The sequence below is a fragment of the Flavobacterium aeripolare genome (assembly GCF_013294025.1).
Classification (GTDB): Bacteria; Bacteroidota; Bacteroidia; order Flavobacteriales; family Flavobacteriaceae; genus Flavobacterium.
Genome location: NZ_JABSNL010000013.1, coordinates 44,711 through 63,582, shown reverse-complemented (window position 1 = coordinate 63,582; position 18,872 = coordinate 44,711). Strand labels below are relative to the sequence as shown.

Genomic DNA, 18,872 nt, shown 5'->3' with positions numbered 1-18,872 from the left:
TTTATAAAAATTAACAAATAAATGGAAAATATAAAGGCATACGTTCAAGAAAACAAAGACCGTTTTATCAATGAATTAATCGAATTATTAAAGATCCCATCAGTAAGTGCAGATACGGCTTACTCTCAGGATGTAATCGACACCTCGGAGGCAGTGAAAGCGAGCCTTGAAACAGCAGGATGTGATTTTGTAGAAATTTGCGAGACTGACGGATACCCTATTGTTTATGGAGAGAAAATGATTGATCCCGCCTTGCCTACCATCCTTGTTTACGGACATTATGATGTGCAACCCGCTGACCCAATCGAGCTGTGGACTTCTCCCCCATTTGAACCGGTTATTAAAACCACTGATATTCACCCAGAAGGAGCGATTTTTGCCCGTGGTGCTTGTGATGATAAAGGCCAAATGTACATGCACGTGAAAGCGTTTGAGTACATGATTAAAAACAACAACCTGCCGTGTAACGTAAAGTTCATGATTGAAGGGGAAGAAGAAGTAGGTAGTGTGAACCTGAAAACATTTGTAGAGAAAAACACCGAGAAATTAAAGAATGATGTAATCTTGATTTCAGACACGGGAATGATCTCTAACCAGCAGCCGTCTATTACAACTGGTCTACGTGGTTTGAGTTATGTAGAAGTAGAAGTTACTGGTCCTAACCGTGATTTACACTCTGGATTGTATGGTGGTGCTGTGGCTAACCCAATCAACATTCTATCTAAAATGATTGCTTCGCTTCATGACGAAAACAACCATATTACGATTCCTGGTTTCTATGACAACGTAGAAGAATTATCACTAGAAGAAAGAGCAGAAATGGCCAAAGCGCCTTTTAGCCTAGAAAAATATAAAAATGCCTTGAAGCTAAACGATGTTTATGGCGAAAAAGGATACACGACTAACGAGAGAAACTCGATCAGACCTACGCTAGACGTAAACGGAATTTGGGGTGGTTATACAGGTGAAGGAGCCAAAACGGTCATTGCTAGTCAGGCTTTCGCCAAAATATCAATGCGTTTAGTTCCCAACCAAGAATGGGAACAAATCACTGAACTGTTCACCAAGCATTTTATGAGCATTGCTCCTGCTGGTGTTACTGTAAAAGTAAAACCACATCACGGTGGTCAAGGATATGTGACGCCTATTGACAGCATAGGATACCAAGCAGCAAATATGGCCTACACAGAAACTTTCGGAACGCCTGCAATTCCGGTTCGTTCTGGAGGAAGTATTCCAATCGTGGCTTTATTCGAAAAAGAATTAAAAAGCAAGACCATATTAATGGGATTCGGCTTAGACAGTGACGCCATCCACTCACCAAACGAGCACTTCGGAATCTTCAATTACCTTAAAGGAATCGAAACAATCCCGTTGTTCTACAAATACTTCGTTGAGTTAAGTAAAAAGTAATTACTTTCTAATCATCAGGTAATTTTTTATCAAAATCCGTTCAGCAATGAGCGGGTTTTTTTTTAAAGTTGCTGAGCTGCTGAGTTTTTCTTATGAGCTGCAAAGTTTTTTTTAGAAGCTACAAAGTTTCTGAGTTGCTAAGTTGCTGAGTGAAGAAATAAAATAATCCGTGACAATCCGCTTAATCCGCGTCATCCGCGTGCCAATTCCCAGAGAAAAGTTACTAAGCCGCAGAGTTTCTAAGCTGCTAAGCTGAAAAGCAAATAAAGCAAAAAAATCCGTGATAATCCGCTGAATCCGCGTCATCCGTGTTCCAATTCGCAAAGCAGTTCGCAAAACATTCCTCAAAACAAATCCGCAACACACTACCCTACAAATAATTACAAAATAATTTGTTTTATAAAAATATAACTCTACATTTGTAGAGCAATGTTTAAATCTGTAGAAGCGATACCTATGAAAAACAGTATAATCTTTCTTATTTGTAGTATCAGTATGCTTTCGTGCAAAACAAAAGAGCGTAACCAAATGCTCCTTAAAAAACGAGAAGGCCTCTGGACAGAGCAATACGCTTTAGACAGCGCCAAGTACCGATCGATAGGATATTACAAAAACGACAATCCTATAAAAACATGGAAGTATTACCTAGACAATCACTTAATAAAAAAAGAGAAATACAAAAAAGAGCATTGCAAAACCAAATTATACCACAAGAACCGAAAGCTACGTGCCAAGGGAATAACAAACCTAGACCAAAGCGAAACGTACGACCACTGGTATTACGACAAAACATGGAAGTACTATGATGAAAATAGAAAACTAACAACAGTTAGAAGGTATACTAAAGGAACGTTGGTTTCGGAGATTCTTAGCTGCAAAGATTTAGAGCTGCAAAGTTTCTGAGTTTCTGAGTTACTAAGCTTCAAAGTTTAAAAGTTAAAAAATCCGTGCAAATCCGCTTGATCCGCGTCATCCGCGTGCCAATTGGCAGAGAGGAGTTGCAGAGTTGCAAAGGTTCAGAGCTTCAAAGTTTAAAAAGAAAAAAAATCCGCGATGATCCGCTTAATCCGTGTCATCCGTGTTCCAATTGGCAGCTAAGAGTTGCAGAGTTTCAAAGCCTCAAAGCAAACAAAGTAAAAATCCGTGGCTATCCGCGAATTATACACAAAGCAGACACAATAAAAGTAAAAAAAAATCCGTGTCATCCGTGTGCCAATTCGCAACACAAGTAACACAACACAAGTAATACAAATCAACACAACACAAATATAAAAATACCATGCAACAACTTACAAACGCCGAAGAACAACTCATGGAACATTTATGGAAGCTCGAGAAAGCTTTTATGAAAGATTTACTCGATGCCTTCCCTGAGCCTAAACCAAAAACGACTACTGTAGCGACTTTACTAAAACGCATGATCGATAAAGATTTTGTAGCCTACAATGAATTTGGTAACTCTCGCGAATACTATCCGCTGGTTAAAAAAACCGACTATTTCTCTAAGCACGTCAATGGGTTGATTAGTAGTTTTTTTAATAATTCGGCTTCGCAGTTTGCGTCGTTCTTTACAAAAGCTACCAATCTCTCCACAAAAGAGCTAGAAGAATTGAGACAGATCATTGATGGTGAAATCTTAAAAAAGAAAAAATGATAGCCTTTTTAATTAAATCGACCCTTTCGTTAGCCGTACTTTTAGCGGTGTACCATCTTGTTTTAGAGAAAGAAAAAATACACAGATTCAATCGTTTCTATCTGTTGTTTTGTTTGGCGTTTTCGTTTGCTGTTCCGTTTATTACTTTCGAAATAGTGCAAGAAGTCAGCAGTGCGGCAATCAAAAAACCGCTGGTCTTTGTTTCTGAAGCAACAATGGTGGTCATTGAAGACGAGACTAATTACTGGTTGCTTGCCTTATGGATCAGCTACGGACTGCTTACTACTGCTCTTGCTTTTCGTTTTGCTAGCAATGTGGCTAAACTGCTTCACAAAAAAAGAAACAATCCTACGGTCGAATATAAAAATGCGGTGTTGGTTTTACTAGATGAGGAGGTACTGCCACATACTTTTTTAAACTACATATTCATCAATAAAGACGCGTATCATTCGAGCAAAATAGAAGCCGAACTGTATGCACACGAACTCATTCATGTCACTCAAAAACACACTATTGATATATTAGTAATCGAAATAATTCGCGTGTTTTTTTGGTTCAACCCAGTATTCCTTTTGTACAAAAAAGCAATCCAGCTCAACCATGAATTTCTAGCAGATGAGCAGGTTGTAAAAACCTATAACAATGTTCCGTTTTATCAGAATTTACTACTCTCTGTAGCTAACGCGAACCCAACTTATTACTTGGCCAGTAATTTAAACTATGCAGTAACTAAAAAAAGACTTATTATGATGACACAAAAAACCACAGCCACCAGAGCTATTTTAAAGAAAGGGATTGTAATTCCCGTATTGACAGCCTTACTATTTTCATTGTGCACAAAAACTGTAGCACAAGAAAGCACACAAAAAACGGTGACAGCAGACTATTCGACTTTATTTAAAAATTATTACATCAATACTAATTTCCAGATATTAGGTGAAGACGGTACGGTAGTCGCTACTAAAAAATACGCTGACTTGACCGATAAAGAAAAAGACGCTGTCCCTGCTTTGATTATGGGAGATACTAAAAACCCTAGTAAAAAGAAAATGGATGAACTACTAACAAAAGGAGGTCCAGATACGTATCAGGTAGATGTTTATAGCAAGAAAATAGGCGTTGAAAAAGCTGCTGGCTCAACATACAACAGCGCTGAGCTATCAGAAAAACCAGAATTTCCTGGAGGAATGGCTGAATTTTACAAGTTCGTTGGTAAAAATTTCACCATGTCTCCGGAAATGGTTAAAGAAAAAATAAAAGGAAAAGTGTATGTTACTTTTATTATTGAGAAGGACGGTTCTCTAACTGACTATAAAATTTTAAGAGAAATAGGGTATGGAACAGGAGAAGAAGTGATTCGTGTTTTGAAACTTTCCCCAAAATGGACTCCTGGTAAGCTGAATGACGTTGCTGTTAAAACAATGTACAGTTTACCCATAACAATAACGACAGCACAATAAAAAAGGTGAAAAACAAAAAAAATCCGCTTCTTGGAGGAAGAAGCGGATTTAAAACTAAACAACTAAAACTAAGAAATTGCATCGGGTCTGTACCCTAAATATGGCATTGTTTGTTCGTGAAACACCACGCCATGCTCTTCTAATTCTTTTAAAATAGGCAAATACACTTCTTTATTTATAGGTAACTGAACCCCAGGGGTTTTTATTTTTCCGTTTAAGATTTGTAAAGTCGCTATCGCTACGGGGAGTCCCACTGTTTTAGCCATAGCCGTATACGTCTGGTCGTCGCCCAAGCAAACCATTTTTGAATCTATTTGTTGCTTGACCCCATTTAATTCGTAGCCAAATTTATGGTACATCACAATCATGTCTTTATCGTCTGGCTGCAAGGTCCAACTATCACTTAAAATCTTTTCTAAAATTTGTGCCGGTGTAGCATTTTTAAGCCCTACAATCTTTTGTTCGTTAAACAAACTAAGTTCTAACAGTTTGTCCCACATGATATCATCCTGATCAATTTTTAAGATCAAACGCATTTTTATCTCCACAGAATCTGTGGGATGGTACGGCAAAAACGAATTGGTAAACTGGCGGTAACTCATATTTTCTGAGTCTTCCATAATATAGCTATCATCTGTCATACCTAATTGTACAAACATGTTCCACGCTTTAGAAAAACCCACCCTACGAATGGTTCCTCTATACAAAGTAAGCACATCATCAAGACCGTAAACCGATCTGTATTTTAAAGAATCTCGATTAGAGTAGCCTTCAAAGCGGCCGTAGCCTTCTACATCTAAAAACTCAGTACGTCTAAATAAGTTACAGTAAGGTATGTATTTATAAGTCCCTTCTTGTATAAATTTAGCCGCACCACCCTGACCCGCCAGGACAACGTTGCGGGGAGCCCAAGTAAATTTATAATTCCACAAATTATTATCTGATTCTGGCGCTACAAGACCACCACAAAAAGATTCAAACAAAAGCATTTTTCCACCTTTGTCTCTTATTTCGTCAATCACTTTCATCGCGCTCATGTGATCGATACCTGGATCTAATCCTATTTCGTTCATGAACACCAAGTTATTCTCCTTAGCAGCAGCGTCTAATTCTTGCATTGCATCACTGATGTAAGAAGCGGTAACCAAACTCTTTTTATAGACGATACAGTCTCGAGCGACTTCGATATGTAAGTGTGCGGGTAGCATAGAAATAACGATATCGGCATTTTCAATTGCGGCTTGGCGCTGCTTTTGATCGAATATATCTAAGGCAATTGCTTGCGCATTAGGATGCTTGTTGGTTTTCTTTTGAGCTAATTCAAGCGATAAATCGGCGATGACAATCTTTAATTGCTCACTATCTGATTTTCCTAGTAAATATTGTATCAAAGATGACGCTGATCTCCCAGCACCAATTATTAGAATTTGTCTCATAATTTATATAAATATAACACGAATATACAAAATTGTTACATTTATAACATATTTGGAACTTAATTTTAAAAAAATATTTAACACATTTGCGGTTAAACAATATGATTTAAAATTTTTAGATATAGTTAATATGAGATACTTTTGTAATTAACACCACTATTATGAATAAGAAACTTGTTACTACAGCAGCTATATTAGGAATTATTGCCATTGTATTGGGCGCTTTTGGCGCACATGCCTTAAAAAAAGTACTATCCATTGAGGAACTTGCCACGTTTGAGACGGGCGTACGTTACCAAATGTACCACGCTTTGTTTTTATTATGCGTAGGATCAGTCCTTTCAATCTCTGAAAAAGCTAAAAAAACCATTCATAGCTTAGTAATAGCGGGCGTGGTTTTATTTTCAGGTTCGATCTATTTGCTTGCCACAAACAACTTAACTTCCTTTAATTTTAAGGTTATTGGGTTTGTTACCCCAATAGGAGGCGCACTATTAATCGCAGCTTGGGCTGTATTATTTTATCAAAATAGTAAGAAAAAGGCATAAAATTGAGAATATCAAATTTTATATAAAATATAATAACTATTTTTGCACTAATAAATTAAACCACTCAATCATAATTTCATGAATAATAACACACCGTTTACGAAATCGATTTCGCTAAATAACTTAGGAATCGAAAACGCAAAGATTCATTACCAATTATCAGCCAGCGAATTACAGGCTAAAACTATCGAACTAGGTCAAGGAGTAGAAAGTGCAACGGGAGCACTAGCAATCAACACTGGTGCATTCACTGGTCGCTCGCCATTAGACCGTTTTATTGTAAAAGACAGTATTACTGAAAACGAAGTGTGGTGGGGAAATATCAACATCCCATTTGAGCCAACAGCTTTTGACGCATTATATAATAAGGTAACTAATTACCTAAGCGATAAAGAAATTTATGTAAGAGATTCTTATGTATGTGCAGATCCTAACTACCGTTTAAATGTAAGAGTAGTTACAGAGACGCCGTGGGCAAACTTATTTGCTTACAACATGTTTTTAAGACCTGAAGAGGACGAATTAGAAGATTTTACTGCAGAGTGGACTGTGATTTGTGTGCCTAGTTTTATGGCTGATCCAGCTGTAGATGGTACCCGTCAAGCAAACTTTGCTATCTTGAACTTTACTAAAAAAGTAGCACTTATAGGTGGTACAGGATATACAGGTGAAATGAAAAAAGGAATTTTTTCGGCATTGAACTTTATCTTACCTGTTGACAAAAACACCTTACCAATGCACTGTAGTGCTAATGTAGGTGACGATGGAGATACGGCCATTTTCTTTGGTCTTTCTGGAACAGGAAAAACAACCTTATCTGCAGATCCAAAAAGAAAATTGATTGGTGATGACGAACACGGATGGACAAATGAAAATACAGTGTTTAACTTTGAAGGAGGATGCTACGCAAAAGTAGTAAACCTATCTGAAGAGAATGAACCAGACATTTATAGAGCGATTAAAAAAGGGGCAATCTTAGAGAATGTAATTTTCAAAGAAGGAACAAGAGAAGTAGATTTTGAAGATGTTTCTATCACGCCAAATACACGTGTAAGTTACCCAATCTTTCATATTGACAACATTCAACCGGGATCGATAGGAAAAAACCCAAAGAATATCTTTTTCTTAACCGCAGATTCTTTCGGGATCCTGCCTCCTATTTCAAGATTAACTCCTGGACAAGCGGCTTACCACTTTATCTCAGGATACACTGCAAAAGTTGCTGGAACAGAAGCTGGAGTTACAGAGCCTCAGCCTAATTTCTCTGCTTGTTTTGGTGCGCCTTTCATGCCGTTACACCCTACGAGATACGCTGAAATGTTAAGCAAGAAAATCCAAGATGCCGATGTAAAAGTATGGTTGATCAACACCGGATGGACTGGTGGAGCTTACGGAACAGGTAGTCGTATGAAGTTAAAATACACGCGTGCAATGATCACCGCAGCATTAAACGGTCAATTAAACGACGTAGAATATAAAGATCATGCCGTTTTTGGTATTGCGATTCCACAATCTTGTCCAGAGGTTCCTAGCGAAATTTTAAATCCTAGAAACACTTGGGAAGACAAAAACTTATATGATGAAAAAGCGATTGAATTAGGTAAAAAATTCAAAGCCAACTTTAGCAAATTTGAAGAGTTTGCCAATGCTGAAATTTTAGCAGGAGCGCCAAAAGCATAAGTTAATTATAATTCAATTTTAAAGAGAGCTATTCATGAATTTGAATAGCTCTCTTTGTATTTACACCCGTAATCAAAAAGAAATCAACTATTTAGCAGATTACTATTTTTTTGGTCTTAAATTTGTAGTGTAGCATTCGGTTTTGCCGGAGACGACAATCACAATCAAATCAATCAAAATTAATCCATCATGTTAAAACAATTTTTCATCATTTGCTCTGGGGCAGATCAGGACATTCTAGAGGGATGTTCTAAAGGGGAACAAACAAAGTATGTAGGTATAGGCGCCACCGTATTTTTCACCGCAGTTATGGCGTTTATCGCTAGTTCGTATGCCTTATTCACCGTGTTTGACAATGTGTATCCCGCATTATTTTTTGGCCTAATCTGGGCCTTGCTCATCTTTAATCTCGACCGTTTTATTGTTTCTACTATTCGAAAGCGAGACCGCATAGGAAGGGAATTGCTGCAGGCGACACCGCGAATCTTACTCGCTGTAATCATCGCTATCGTTATTTCGAAACCTCTCGAGATTAAGATTTTCGAAAAAGAAATCAATACTGTTTTACTGAAAGAGAAAAACGCGATGGCCTTACAAAATAAAAAGGAAGTGGCTAATTACTTTAAATCTGATCTAGACAAGAATAAGGCAGAAATTGAGCAATTGCAGTTAGCGATTACCACAAAGGAAAAAGAGGTCAACAACTACTACGAAACCTATATCGCCGAAGCAGAAGGAACAGCTGGTACTAAAAAACTAGGAAAAGGACCTGTATTCAAGGAGAAAATTGCCAAGCATGATTTAGCCAAAACAGAGCTCGATAGTTTACAAACTCGTAACCAAGCGCGTATTGCTGAACTCAATACTACGGCTACTAACTTACAAACAGACTTAGACAAAAAAGTAACTGAAAGCCAACCTATAATAGATGGTTTTGATGGTTTGATGGCGCGAATAAACGCCCTTGACAAATTACCGTGGTTGCCATCGTTCTTTATCATGCTGTTATTTCTAGCGATTGAGACTTCGCCTATTATTGCCAAATTACTATCTCCAAAAGGAGCCTATGATTTTAAGCTAGAAGACCAAGAAACGGCCTTACAAGCGACAATTGAACAAGATAAATACCAGCGCGGATTGTTAGTGAAAACTTCTGCCGCGATGCACGATAAAATCTATGAAGACCTGGCGCAAGATAAAAGCATCTATGATCTACAAAGGAAAAATGCAACAGAATTACTGAAACTGCAGTCCAATAATTTCTTAGAAAAACAGAAGGAAACGATGTAAAATAAAAAACCCGACAACTTATACAGCTGTCGGGTTTTTAGTTTATATGACGATACGGGTATCGCTTGTTCTTGTAAAAGAATTACATATAACTCAAAATTTCTTTTTTGTAATTATCATATTCCCCTTGTAGAATCAAGCCGTTATCTAATAGTTTTTTATAATTCTGTAATTTTTCAAAAAGTTCGTCTTGAGATAAATTACTCAATAAGCGCTCTGTTGTGTCAGCTGCTTTTTCGATTACGGGTTCATTAGCAAAATTATGCTGTGGTACTGACATGATCTCAGCGTAGTTTGTGACTTCCTCTACTTCTACTTCCTCTGCTTCTACTTCTTCGATAATTTCAGCATCTTGCACCGTTTCTGGAATAACTTCTTCAGCACTTACGACTGCTTGATTGCTATTGAATTTTAATAAATCCATTTGCTCTTTGGCAAAAGTGTACAACTTTCGAGCCTGAGTCTTAGGAATATAATCTATCGAAATTGTGAGTTCGCTTTTGGTCGAAAATGAAAAATCAGAACCCAGTATGTTTTCCTTAACAAAAGCGGCTACTACATCCTGCCAGTCATAATCTACAAAATCCATAGAGAGCCCTAAGTTTTTAGGTTTACACAAGATTATTCTCTTGTTTGTAACCACAATACTGTCTGGAAACACCGTTAAAGCCGGTTTTTTCTGAACTCCTATATAACCAATCTCTTCATTTTTCATTAATAAATCCTGCAGCTTGATCGTGATTTTCTCTATCGCTTTTGGATCTTGGTCTTCATTCAAGAATTTTTTAATTTGGTCTTTCATAGTATAAGCTACTTTATTATATGGTCGTTATTAGGACCTGTATTATAGTACAAAAGTAATACCATTTTACTTAATATTGCTGCGGTGCCAATTTTATTTAAAAGAGTCTTATAAAAAAGCCTGTGCTTTATAAAACACAGGCTCTCAACATACTATTAATGCAATTCTTATTTTATCTATAGTGGATCGCTATGTGACCTATCTGGAACACAATTTTCAACGAATCTTTAAATGATAGTTTAGATCCATCGGCATGTATCCATCTTTTTAAAGGTTGCTCACATACTATTTGTTTGGTTTCTTCATCTCCGTAGATTTTTTTCATTCGCATAAAAATCTCCACGTCAAATAACCATTTTGTAATAAACTTTGTTTGGAAGGTATTTTCAATAACATCTTTACTCATTATTTTAGCACCACATTGCGTATCGTTAAATTCCATCCCGATTGTTTTTCGAATAATGAAATTGATGATTTTACTAATAATCGCACGTGCAGACTCTTTAGTAATATCTGCTCCCATGCGCGCCATTCTAGAACCACTAACCACCTTGAATTTAGAATTAGAAATTGTTTTTACAAGATCGTGAAAATCTTCAAAATCTGTCGATAAATCGGCATCTAGAAAACCAATGTAGTCAAATTGCTCTTGCTTTGCGAGGTGCAACATCCCAAGACGAACAGCCTCAGCCTTACCGCCATTTTTTTCACAGTCATAAATACTAATGTGGTCTTCGTGTCCTTTTCTTAATTCTTCTAAAACTTCTAAGGTTTTATCAGTACTTCCATCATTAACAAAACACAAATGGTATCCTAGATTAGCATTTATAAACGCTTTAAACTCGTCTCCTAGCAAACGTAATTCCTCATTGTAACAAGGGATTACTACCCCAATACAATCGTTTTGAATAATCTGATTTTTTTTAGTATTTGTACTCTCCTTTTCTCCGCTTCCAATTAAACGTTTTACACGAGCACCAATTTCACTTAAGCTTAAAGGCTTTTTCATGTAATCATCTACGCCTATATCAAATCCTTTTACAATGATATCTTCATCAGTATTTCCAGACAATATCATGACTGGAGTGGTATGTCCCCTCGTTTTTTTTACGTGTCTTGCAATTTCGAGTCCGTTATACGCTTCTTGTCCTTCAACAGCTTCAATGCCTACATTTTTATCATTAGAAAAGGGCATATTGATATCAGCGATAACTAGATCAGGATTACTTTGATCGTACTTTGCAATACCATCAGAGATAGAGTTTGCAGAGACTACTTCGTATCCTAAATCTAAGAGACTTTTTTCGAGAGAGAGGATTACTAATTCTTGATCATCGATTATAAGAATTTTCATATTGGTACTGTTTGGGGTTTGATTACTGTAAATATATTAAATATCCTTTAACAACCAACAAAATACCACTTCTTACCTCGTTTAATTTACCTAATTAACAGTTTAATCATTACTTTTACAAAAACATAACATTCGAGCATTGGCCAAAGAGAAATCAAATAAATATTTAATTGTAGCACTGCTAATTGGAACCGTTTTTCATTCTAGCGCAATCTTTTTTACTTTAGAGAGCACTTATGACGCCTTGATCCACATGTTTTTCGCCCAGCATTATGCTACAAGTTGGTTTGAACCATGGAATTACAGTTGGTACACCGGATTTACCGTTATGGGATATCCACCACTTGTCCATCAAGCCATAGGACTGCTGTCACTAATAGGTGGTTTAAAATTTGGAATGTTTACCGTCGCTATAATAGGAATCGTACTGTTTATCACCGGTGTTTATCGCTATACCTTAATGATTACAGGCGATCGTACCGTGGCCGGTTATGCAGCAATCGTAGCTGTTTTTTCGTCTTCGTTTGTAGAAACGCTCCATATATTTGGTCAATTACCCAGTATTATAGGAGTCTCTGTGTTGATGCATTGCATGCCCGAGATTTATCTATGGATAAAAAATGGTCGAATAAAACACCTTGTTACTTCGTTTTCACTACTAGCAGTCACCATTACTTCGCACCATGTAACCCCTATTTTTGGAATGATTTTCTTTATATTCCCCTTGATAGGAACCGTAATTATGGATGTTGCTCGTGAGCAAGTGGACTCTTATAAAGAAATAAAATTCAAACTTTTTTTAAGCACTTTTTTTAAATTATTCAAGCGAATTGTTGCTTTTGGTGCGGGTTCACTGTTTCTAATTATCTTTTGTATTTTCCCGTATTGGGTCAATTCTAAGGCAAACCCTATTACACAAGTGCCCATTCCGCATGGAAGCAGGGATAATTTCATCGAAGTCACCTCATCAGGATTAATGTTTTTTGTGATTCCGTGGGGGATTTTATTCTTTATTTTACCGTACATCCTTTACCGTTATTATAGTAAGCGCTACATTTGCTTTGGACTTTCTATTTCACTATTGATTGTTTTGGGAACGGGTGGTACGACTCCCATCCCGCTTAAAGTATTGGGAGAAACAGCCTTCAACATCTTAACTCTTGACCGTTTTACATTATGGGCATCTATCATGAGTTTGCCCATGTTTGGAGAATTTGTCTACCGCTTGATTGAAGGCGACTTAAAAACTGCAATTCAAGATAGATTTGGTAATGTATACCATCGTATTCTAGGGGCGTTATTTGCAGGATCTTTTTTATTTTTTGCTGGATTTACAATCACTCTGGGGTATTTTAGACCTTTCCAACCTCAAAAAATAAATACTTTACCACTAGTCAATTTCTTAAATCAGGATCAACACGATCAATGGCGGTTTCTTCCATTAGGTTTTGGGGATCAAATGGCTACGTTATCCTCACAAACAAAAGCCAAAACAGTAGACGGAAACTACCACTCAGCTAGAAGACTACCCGAACTAACTTCGAGAGCAATTGAGCGATTAGAGAATTCTAAGTTTAGAGGAATGGAAGGAATTGGTTCCCTACAACAATTCTTGACTGTACCTGAAAAATACAATTTGAAATACGTTTTTTCGAATGATAAATTTTACGACCCCATACTCTACTTTTGTGGCTGGCACCGCTTATCATTACTAGAAAACGGTATTATGGTTTGGGAGAAACTCAACGTCGCCCCCTTACCAAAGGTGCTTCCAAAGGACGAAGTACCACTCTACTTAAAACTAATGTGGGGAATTATCCCTGTTTTAACCGTGATCCTCGCCTTTGTCATCAATGTGCAAAGCATCTTTTTTAAAGCATTAAAAATCAAGGACGAACCCAAGCCTGACTTTTTTAAATTTGCCGTTCCTTATGCTAAATTCCCTTTTAAAATTATTGTGATACTCCACCTTTGGATTGTATTATTATTAAGCGTGATTGGCTATGGCATGTACCAATCCTACCTGTTTAACGCTAGTCAAATAAGCCCTACAAATGTGGTAAAAGCCTATTATGATGCGCTCGATTTCAAGTATTACGAGAAAGCACATTCATATATTAATCCAGAAAGTCACCTCTCTATTTCGCAATTCATGCTAGAAACCTCTGTAGCCGATGGGATCTTAAATTCCTATGCAAAACTGGATGCAATTGAAATTAAAGTGATTAAAAGCGCTGATAAGAGAGCGACATTGGTAGCCAAAACAAAATGGATTACGCCACTAGAAATTATCAATAAAGATTATTATCACGAGGCGATAAAACAAAAAGGAAAATGGTATCTCGTTCCTAACAAGCAGCCACTAGACATCCCGCCGGATCAATTTCTAGCTAATAACGGTACGGAGTACTACAAGCAAGGAAGAAGAAAAATCACCACCCAGCAAACCTACCATGAGGATGTTTTAAAACAACCCGAATTAGAAATTTTATCGGCAAAATTAATACGCTATAAAGGAGAGTATATAATCATAGGAGAATTACAAAACATTGATAATTTTCCTGCTGATGTGGTGCTTAAGTCTACTTTATACAATCATCATGACAAAGTTTTGGCTACTTTTAACGCTAAGGATGTGATTAAACACAAAATCATGCCTAAGGAGACCACTAGTTTTAAAGTAAACTTTGAGGAAATTTCATGGTTAAATAAGGGAGTGAGTCAGCCCACCACTTTCAACCCTAATGAATATACTCCAAAGGACATAAGCGAGACACCTGCCAATTTTGACATACAGTCTGCAGGGAATGTCGCCATCACTGATTTCTACATTCAAGTAGCCTTATCCGACTTAAAAGTGGAGAAAAACCATCTTAAAGGAACGCTATTTAATTATGGAATTCAAGAAGTTACCGTTCCAGAGCTGTTGATTTCTTACTATACAAATGAGAAAGAATTGCTATACGTAGATCATTACTTTTTAAGAGAAGGTGTGCGTGTGCAGCGCAAGCAATATTTTGATTACAAAATGCTAGATTTATCGAGCTGTAAAATCATTCTATCTTCTTTAGAAAATTGCTATGTTAATGGTTTACCAAACGGAGATCTTGCTAGAACAATCATTCCTAAAAGGGATAGAGAGGTAGAAAAAGACCTATTACAAAAGGTAGACGGAAAAGGTTTTAGTTATATTAAAATCGAAATGAATAATTACATAGGTAATCCCAAATGATAAAAAAAGGCCTACATATTGTATTCCCTATACTGCTTGTTTTTTTATTTGCTTTTGCTGCAGCAAAAATAAATAATCAAACAGATCACTTTGTGCTGCAAAATAAAGAACAAATATTTACCGCAGGAAAACCAATTAACTTATCATTTACTAGTACTTCAAAGACGGCAAAACCTAAGCTGTTTTTAATACATACCTATGGTAAAACAATACTTGATTCCCAAAACGATAATGGTAAAATTACTTTTACAATTCCCGCTATATATTGCTTAAAAACGGGCGTATTGTCATGGTATTTAATTCAGAATGAGACTAGAATTAGCAATGGTAGTTTCACAATTGTACCTAATGACAGTACCGTTACAAAAATCGAAAACTATTTAGGACCGCCTAGTCTACTCACTGGAACAGACCATTTTACTATGATGGTAGCCATTCCTACTGATAAATTTGATAATCCAAAAAGGAACGGAACAGCAGTACTAATAAAAGACCAGTTCTTAAGTGACATTACCGTTACTCAAAAAACAACCCAATCATTTATTGCTTGGAAAAACATCTATTCAAGAACAAAATCAGGCAAGATGCTTGTGTCTACTGAATGCAACAATACTGATTCTAAAGAATTTGAAACAGAGATTAAGCCTTCTATAGGGGAAGATTTTACAATTAGTTTTTCTCGAAATCATAGTTTTGCCGACGGAAATCAAATTACAAGTCTGACTACTTCGATTATTAGAGATCGCTACGGCAACCTTGTAGGCGATGGCACGCTTGTTACGTTTCAGGTGGTTACAAAGGACAACATTTTATTAAAGACCTATGCCGCTACAATTAATGGCGTTGCAATAGGACAGCTACTGCATCCTGATCATCAAGATGATTTTACCGTGAAAGGATACATAACCGGTATCGCACAAAGCAAACCTATAAATATCCCATATCTCGCTTTAATTAAAAATTTCAGTTATGCCTTTAGTGATAATAATCGAAGAATTATCGTAGGACCTGTGCGCAGTTTCATGAAACAATTAGTCCCTGACGGTGTAAAAGTAGAGCTCAAAATATTTCATAATAAGGAATTACTAGAAACAAAAATCCTGGAAACTAATAAAGGTATTGCTACCTTTATATTGCTTGCCCCATTTTATCCTGAAAAGGAGTATCAGTTTGAAATCACCACTTTGGGCGTGACCCAGAAAACCAAAATAAAGAAGTATGAAACTAATTAACAACCGAAATATCTACAAAGCAGCATTTGTACTGTCCTTCATTTTAATTAGCATATTTACCATGCTGGGTATAGGCCGTGTTCTTGATTATCTAAACACAGGTGCTAGTAGAGCAGGTATGTTGCATCTTGAAACCGAAAGCGAAGATGTGTACTTGCCTAAAGTCTCCTGGACAAATTTAGCAAACCCTGCTCGAGAAATGGAGAAAAACACATTAGGAAAACTAGAGCGTGATTACCTGTTCTCGTGGTACGTGAAAAATAATGCTTTAGAAAAAAACAATCCGCAAGGAATAGCTGATTACTATACTCAAAACACGCGTTACAACTTATATCGAACAGTAAATTACAATAAAGCACACGACATCACCATTGAAAACACTACCCTAAAACATTTTCCTGACCTTGAGTTCTATAGCGAAGATGGTCAACTGGTTGTTTTCAAGGATCGAAATGTAATTGAATACCAGAAAATTTATCAGAATAAAAAGTTACTTAGCATCGTGCAAGACACGGCCAGCTATCAAGTAATGATGTTGCTTGAAGATGGTTTCTGGAGAGTTCGTCATTTATTAAAGATGGAAGCAGAACCTTTTGCAAAAGACACGATCAAACCGCATCCCATTTATACCGTATCTAAAAATAAAATTCTAAAAAACAACAAACCCTATACTATCAAAGGGATTAATTATTACCCTAAAAATTCGGCTTGGGATACCTTTGGCGAAAGATTTGACAAGGATACAATCGCGCAAGATTTTGACATAATCAAAAAAGCCAACCTCAACACTATTCGTATATTCATTCAGTACGGTGATTTTGGAAAAGCAGTCGTTGTTCCAGAAAAAATGGCAAAATTAAAAACTTTTTTAGATTTGGCTGAAGCCAAAGAATTAGCGGTGATAGTGACATTATTTGATTTCTACAGCGATTATACCTTAGAGAGTTGGACTTTAACGCACCGTCACGCAGAGAATATCGTCTCGACTTTTAGAGATCACAAAGCGATTCTTGCATGGGATTTAAAAAACGAACCCAATCTTGATTTTGAAAATAGAGACAAAGGAAATGTACTTGCTTGGTTAGAACACATGACAACCGTTATTAGGGAAAATGACCCCAATCACTTGCTAACAATAGGATGGTCTAACTCTGTAGAAGCTACTAATCTTTCAGACAAGGTAGATTTTATTTCGTATCACTTTTACAATGATATTACCCATGTGGAATACGAAACAAACAAATTAATGAAAACCACTAAAAAACCAGTGGTAATTGAGGAATTTGGAATTCCTTCCTACGGTGGAGTATGGAATTTTTGGGAAAGTAGCATTAAAAAGCAAGCCGCCTATCATAAAAAGATCCAAACTTATTTCAAGAAAAACGATTACTCCTTTATGTCTTGGACGCTTTATGATTTTCCACAAGTTCCTGATCAAGTAGCTGGAAGGTGGCCGTGGCAAAAATACAGACAAAAAAAATTCGGGTTTATTGATGAAAAAGGAATCAATAAACCCGCATTTAAGTATATTTCCAACTAAATAATTATTTTTTTGACTGGATAATTTCCTTGAAAGTATCCATATACATTCCTGTAATTTTATCCATAGACAATGCACTTGCAGCCTTGAAGTTTTGCATGGCAATTGCTTTTCTATTAGCATCGTTATTGATAATTTTCTCAATGGCTTGCGCTAGCGATTCGGCGCTTTCAGGATCAAAGAACTCTCCTTTATACCCTTCTTCTTCAACTAATAAAGCTAAATCACCCAGATCAGGCATTACCACTGCCTTACCATAACTACCCGCTTGATGAAGCACCCCTGAGCTACCCGTTGTTGATGTGTAAGGGAAGGCAACTACGGTACTGTCTCCAAAAATAACAGGAACATCACTTTCCTCCACATACCCTGTAAATCGAAGACCTTCTACATGTTTGTATTTTTCTTGAACAGCAGCCAAGTATCCTGGTGTGTTAGGACTATCTGTTCCTGCAATGACTACTTCTATTTTTTCTGTGCTACGTTGTCGTATTATAATAGCAGCCTCTATAAGAATCTCGACTTTTTTATAGGTACCAAATTTACCAAAAGCCATAATTTGTTTTGGCCCAGGAGCCAGTTCAAACGAAGGCTCGGGAATACTATCGAATGTTCCGTGGGGAATCACTTTTACATTTTTAACCTTGTATTTTTTCTCTAATACTTCGACATATTTATTTATAGTAACCGCAACAACATCTGATTTTAAAATGAATCTAGTTAATGTCGTCCCAATAAAGTTATACACTTTTTGAGCTATTTTATTATCAGTAAAACCAGCACTTTCTAAATCTACTTGCTCTAATATATTGTGCAGTAAAGATACTGTAGGCACATTACTTGCACGCAACACCATAGGAATCATCAACCCTAGAGCTGCGGGCACCTTTTTATCACCAAACTTCATGAATTGCAGATTGATTAAAACTGCATCTGGCTTTTCTTCACGTATTGCAGCGCTAATGGAGATGATATTTGTGTAACTATTAAAAGACCAACATTCATTGACTTTTACTTTGTTACTATTTTCAAAATCTAGTTGTTTAGGTTGGGCTGTTTTGTCACATAGCAAGACAACCTCTGAAACATCATTTTTTTGAGCAAAGTTTTTCACTAAATGGTAACCATACTCATTTAAGGTAACTTTACTTGGTGGGAAGGCAGTGATAACAGCAATTTTCATCGTAGTGTAGATTTGGTTGGAAATGCAACTAGGCGGTTTTGTTAACGC

14 protein-coding genes are annotated in these 18,872 nt (G+C 36.7%); 10 read left to right on the top strand and 4 right to left on the bottom strand.

Annotated elements, in window-relative coordinates; genetic code table 11:
• Positions 1–21 precede the first annotated feature (21 nt).
• From HNQ00_RS14255 to HNQ00_RS14240, 4 genes are all read left to right on the top strand, one after another.
• Positions 22–1,413, top strand: coding sequence for a dipeptidase (locus HNQ00_RS14255; protein ID WP_173839176.1), 1,392 nt, complete (start codon positions 22–24; stop codon positions 1,411–1,413).
• 429 nt (positions 1,414–1,842) lie between these two features.
• Positions 1,843–2,316, top strand: a complete 474-nt coding sequence (locus HNQ00_RS14250; protein WP_173839175.1) for a toxin-antitoxin system YwqK family antitoxin — start codon at positions 1,843–1,845, stop codon at positions 2,314–2,316.
• Positions 2,317–2,692: 376 nt separating this feature from the next.
• Positions 2,693–3,067, top strand: coding sequence for a BlaI/MecI/CopY family transcriptional regulator (locus HNQ00_RS14245; protein ID WP_173839174.1), 375 nt, complete (start codon positions 2,693–2,695; stop codon positions 3,065–3,067).
• Positions 3,064–4,527, top strand: coding sequence for an energy transducer TonB (locus tag HNQ00_RS14240; RefSeq protein WP_173839173.1), 1,464 nt, complete (start codon positions 3,064–3,066; stop codon positions 4,525–4,527). Before HNQ00_RS14245 ends, HNQ00_RS14240 begins: the two co-directional genes overlap by 4 nt.
• 68 nt (positions 4,528–4,595) lie before the next feature.
• On the opposite strand, the gene HNQ00_RS14235 is transcribed toward HNQ00_RS14240, so the two are convergent.
• Entirely contained in the window at positions 4,596–5,963 is a 1,368-nt protein-coding gene (locus HNQ00_RS14235) for a saccharopine dehydrogenase family protein (RefSeq protein WP_173839172.1), read from the bottom strand.
• 161 nt (positions 5,964–6,124) lie between these two features.
• Between HNQ00_RS14235 and HNQ00_RS14230 the strand changes: the two genes are divergently transcribed.
• The 3 genes from HNQ00_RS14230 (at position 6,125) to HNQ00_RS14220 (ending at position 9,481) form a co-directional block, all read left to right on the top strand.
• Positions 6,125–6,511 carry a DUF423 domain-containing protein gene (locus HNQ00_RS14230; RefSeq protein ID WP_173839171.1) on the top strand — a complete coding sequence of 129 codons (387 nt, stop codon included), beginning with the start codon at positions 6,125–6,127 and terminating at the stop codon, positions 6,509–6,511.
• A 78-nt stretch (positions 6,512–6,589) separates the two neighbouring features.
• Complete coding sequence (pckA, locus tag HNQ00_RS14225) at positions 6,590–8,191, top strand: phosphoenolpyruvate carboxykinase (ATP) (RefSeq protein ID WP_173839170.1); 1,602 nt, start codon at positions 6,590–6,592, stop codon at positions 8,189–8,191.
• Between the two features lie 189 nt (positions 8,192–8,380).
• Positions 8,381–9,481, top strand: a complete 1,101-nt coding sequence (locus tag HNQ00_RS14220) for a DUF4407 domain-containing protein (protein WP_173839169.1) — start codon at positions 8,381–8,383, stop codon at positions 9,479–9,481.
• A gap of 82 nt (positions 9,482–9,563) precedes the next feature.
• On the opposite strand, the gene HNQ00_RS14215 is transcribed toward HNQ00_RS14220, so the two are convergent.
• Both HNQ00_RS14215 and HNQ00_RS14210 read right to left on the bottom strand, forming a co-directional pair.
• Entirely contained in the window at positions 9,564–10,283 is a 720-nt protein-coding gene (locus HNQ00_RS14215) for a PH domain-containing protein (protein ID WP_173839168.1), read from the bottom strand.
• A 172-nt stretch (positions 10,284–10,455) separates the two neighbouring features.
• A complete protein-coding gene (locus HNQ00_RS14210; protein WP_173839167.1) occupies positions 10,456–11,637 on the bottom strand; it encodes a glycosyltransferase in 1,182 nt (393 codons plus the stop codon).
• Between the two features lie 139 nt (positions 11,638–11,776).
• Here HNQ00_RS14210 and HNQ00_RS14205 point away from each other — a divergent pair, with 139 nt between their 5' ends.
• The 3 genes from HNQ00_RS14205 to HNQ00_RS14195 are packed head-to-tail and all read left to right on the top strand — an operon-like array spanning position 11,777 to position 17,641.
• A complete protein-coding gene (locus HNQ00_RS14205; protein ID WP_173839166.1) occupies positions 11,777–14,869 on the top strand; it encodes a hypothetical protein in 3,093 nt (1,030 codons plus the stop codon).
• Positions 14,866–16,101, top strand: a complete 1,236-nt coding sequence (locus tag HNQ00_RS14200; protein ID WP_173839165.1) for a hypothetical protein — start codon at positions 14,866–14,868, stop codon at positions 16,099–16,101. Before HNQ00_RS14205 ends, HNQ00_RS14200 begins: the two co-directional genes overlap by 4 nt.
• Positions 16,088–17,641 (top strand): glycoside hydrolase family 2 TIM barrel-domain containing protein, encoded by a 1,554-nt coding sequence (locus HNQ00_RS14195; protein ID WP_173839164.1) that lies wholly within the window; start codon positions 16,088–16,090, stop codon positions 17,639–17,641. The genes HNQ00_RS14200 and HNQ00_RS14195 overlap by 14 nt, the downstream gene beginning before the upstream one ends.
• A gap of 4 nt (positions 17,642–17,645) precedes the next feature.
• Here the strand turns inward: HNQ00_RS14195 and HNQ00_RS14190 are convergent, their stop codons facing one another.
• Entirely contained in the window at positions 17,646–18,824 is a 1,179-nt protein-coding gene (locus HNQ00_RS14190; protein WP_173839163.1) for a glycosyltransferase, read from the bottom strand.
• Positions 18,825–18,872: the final 48 nt, after the last annotated feature.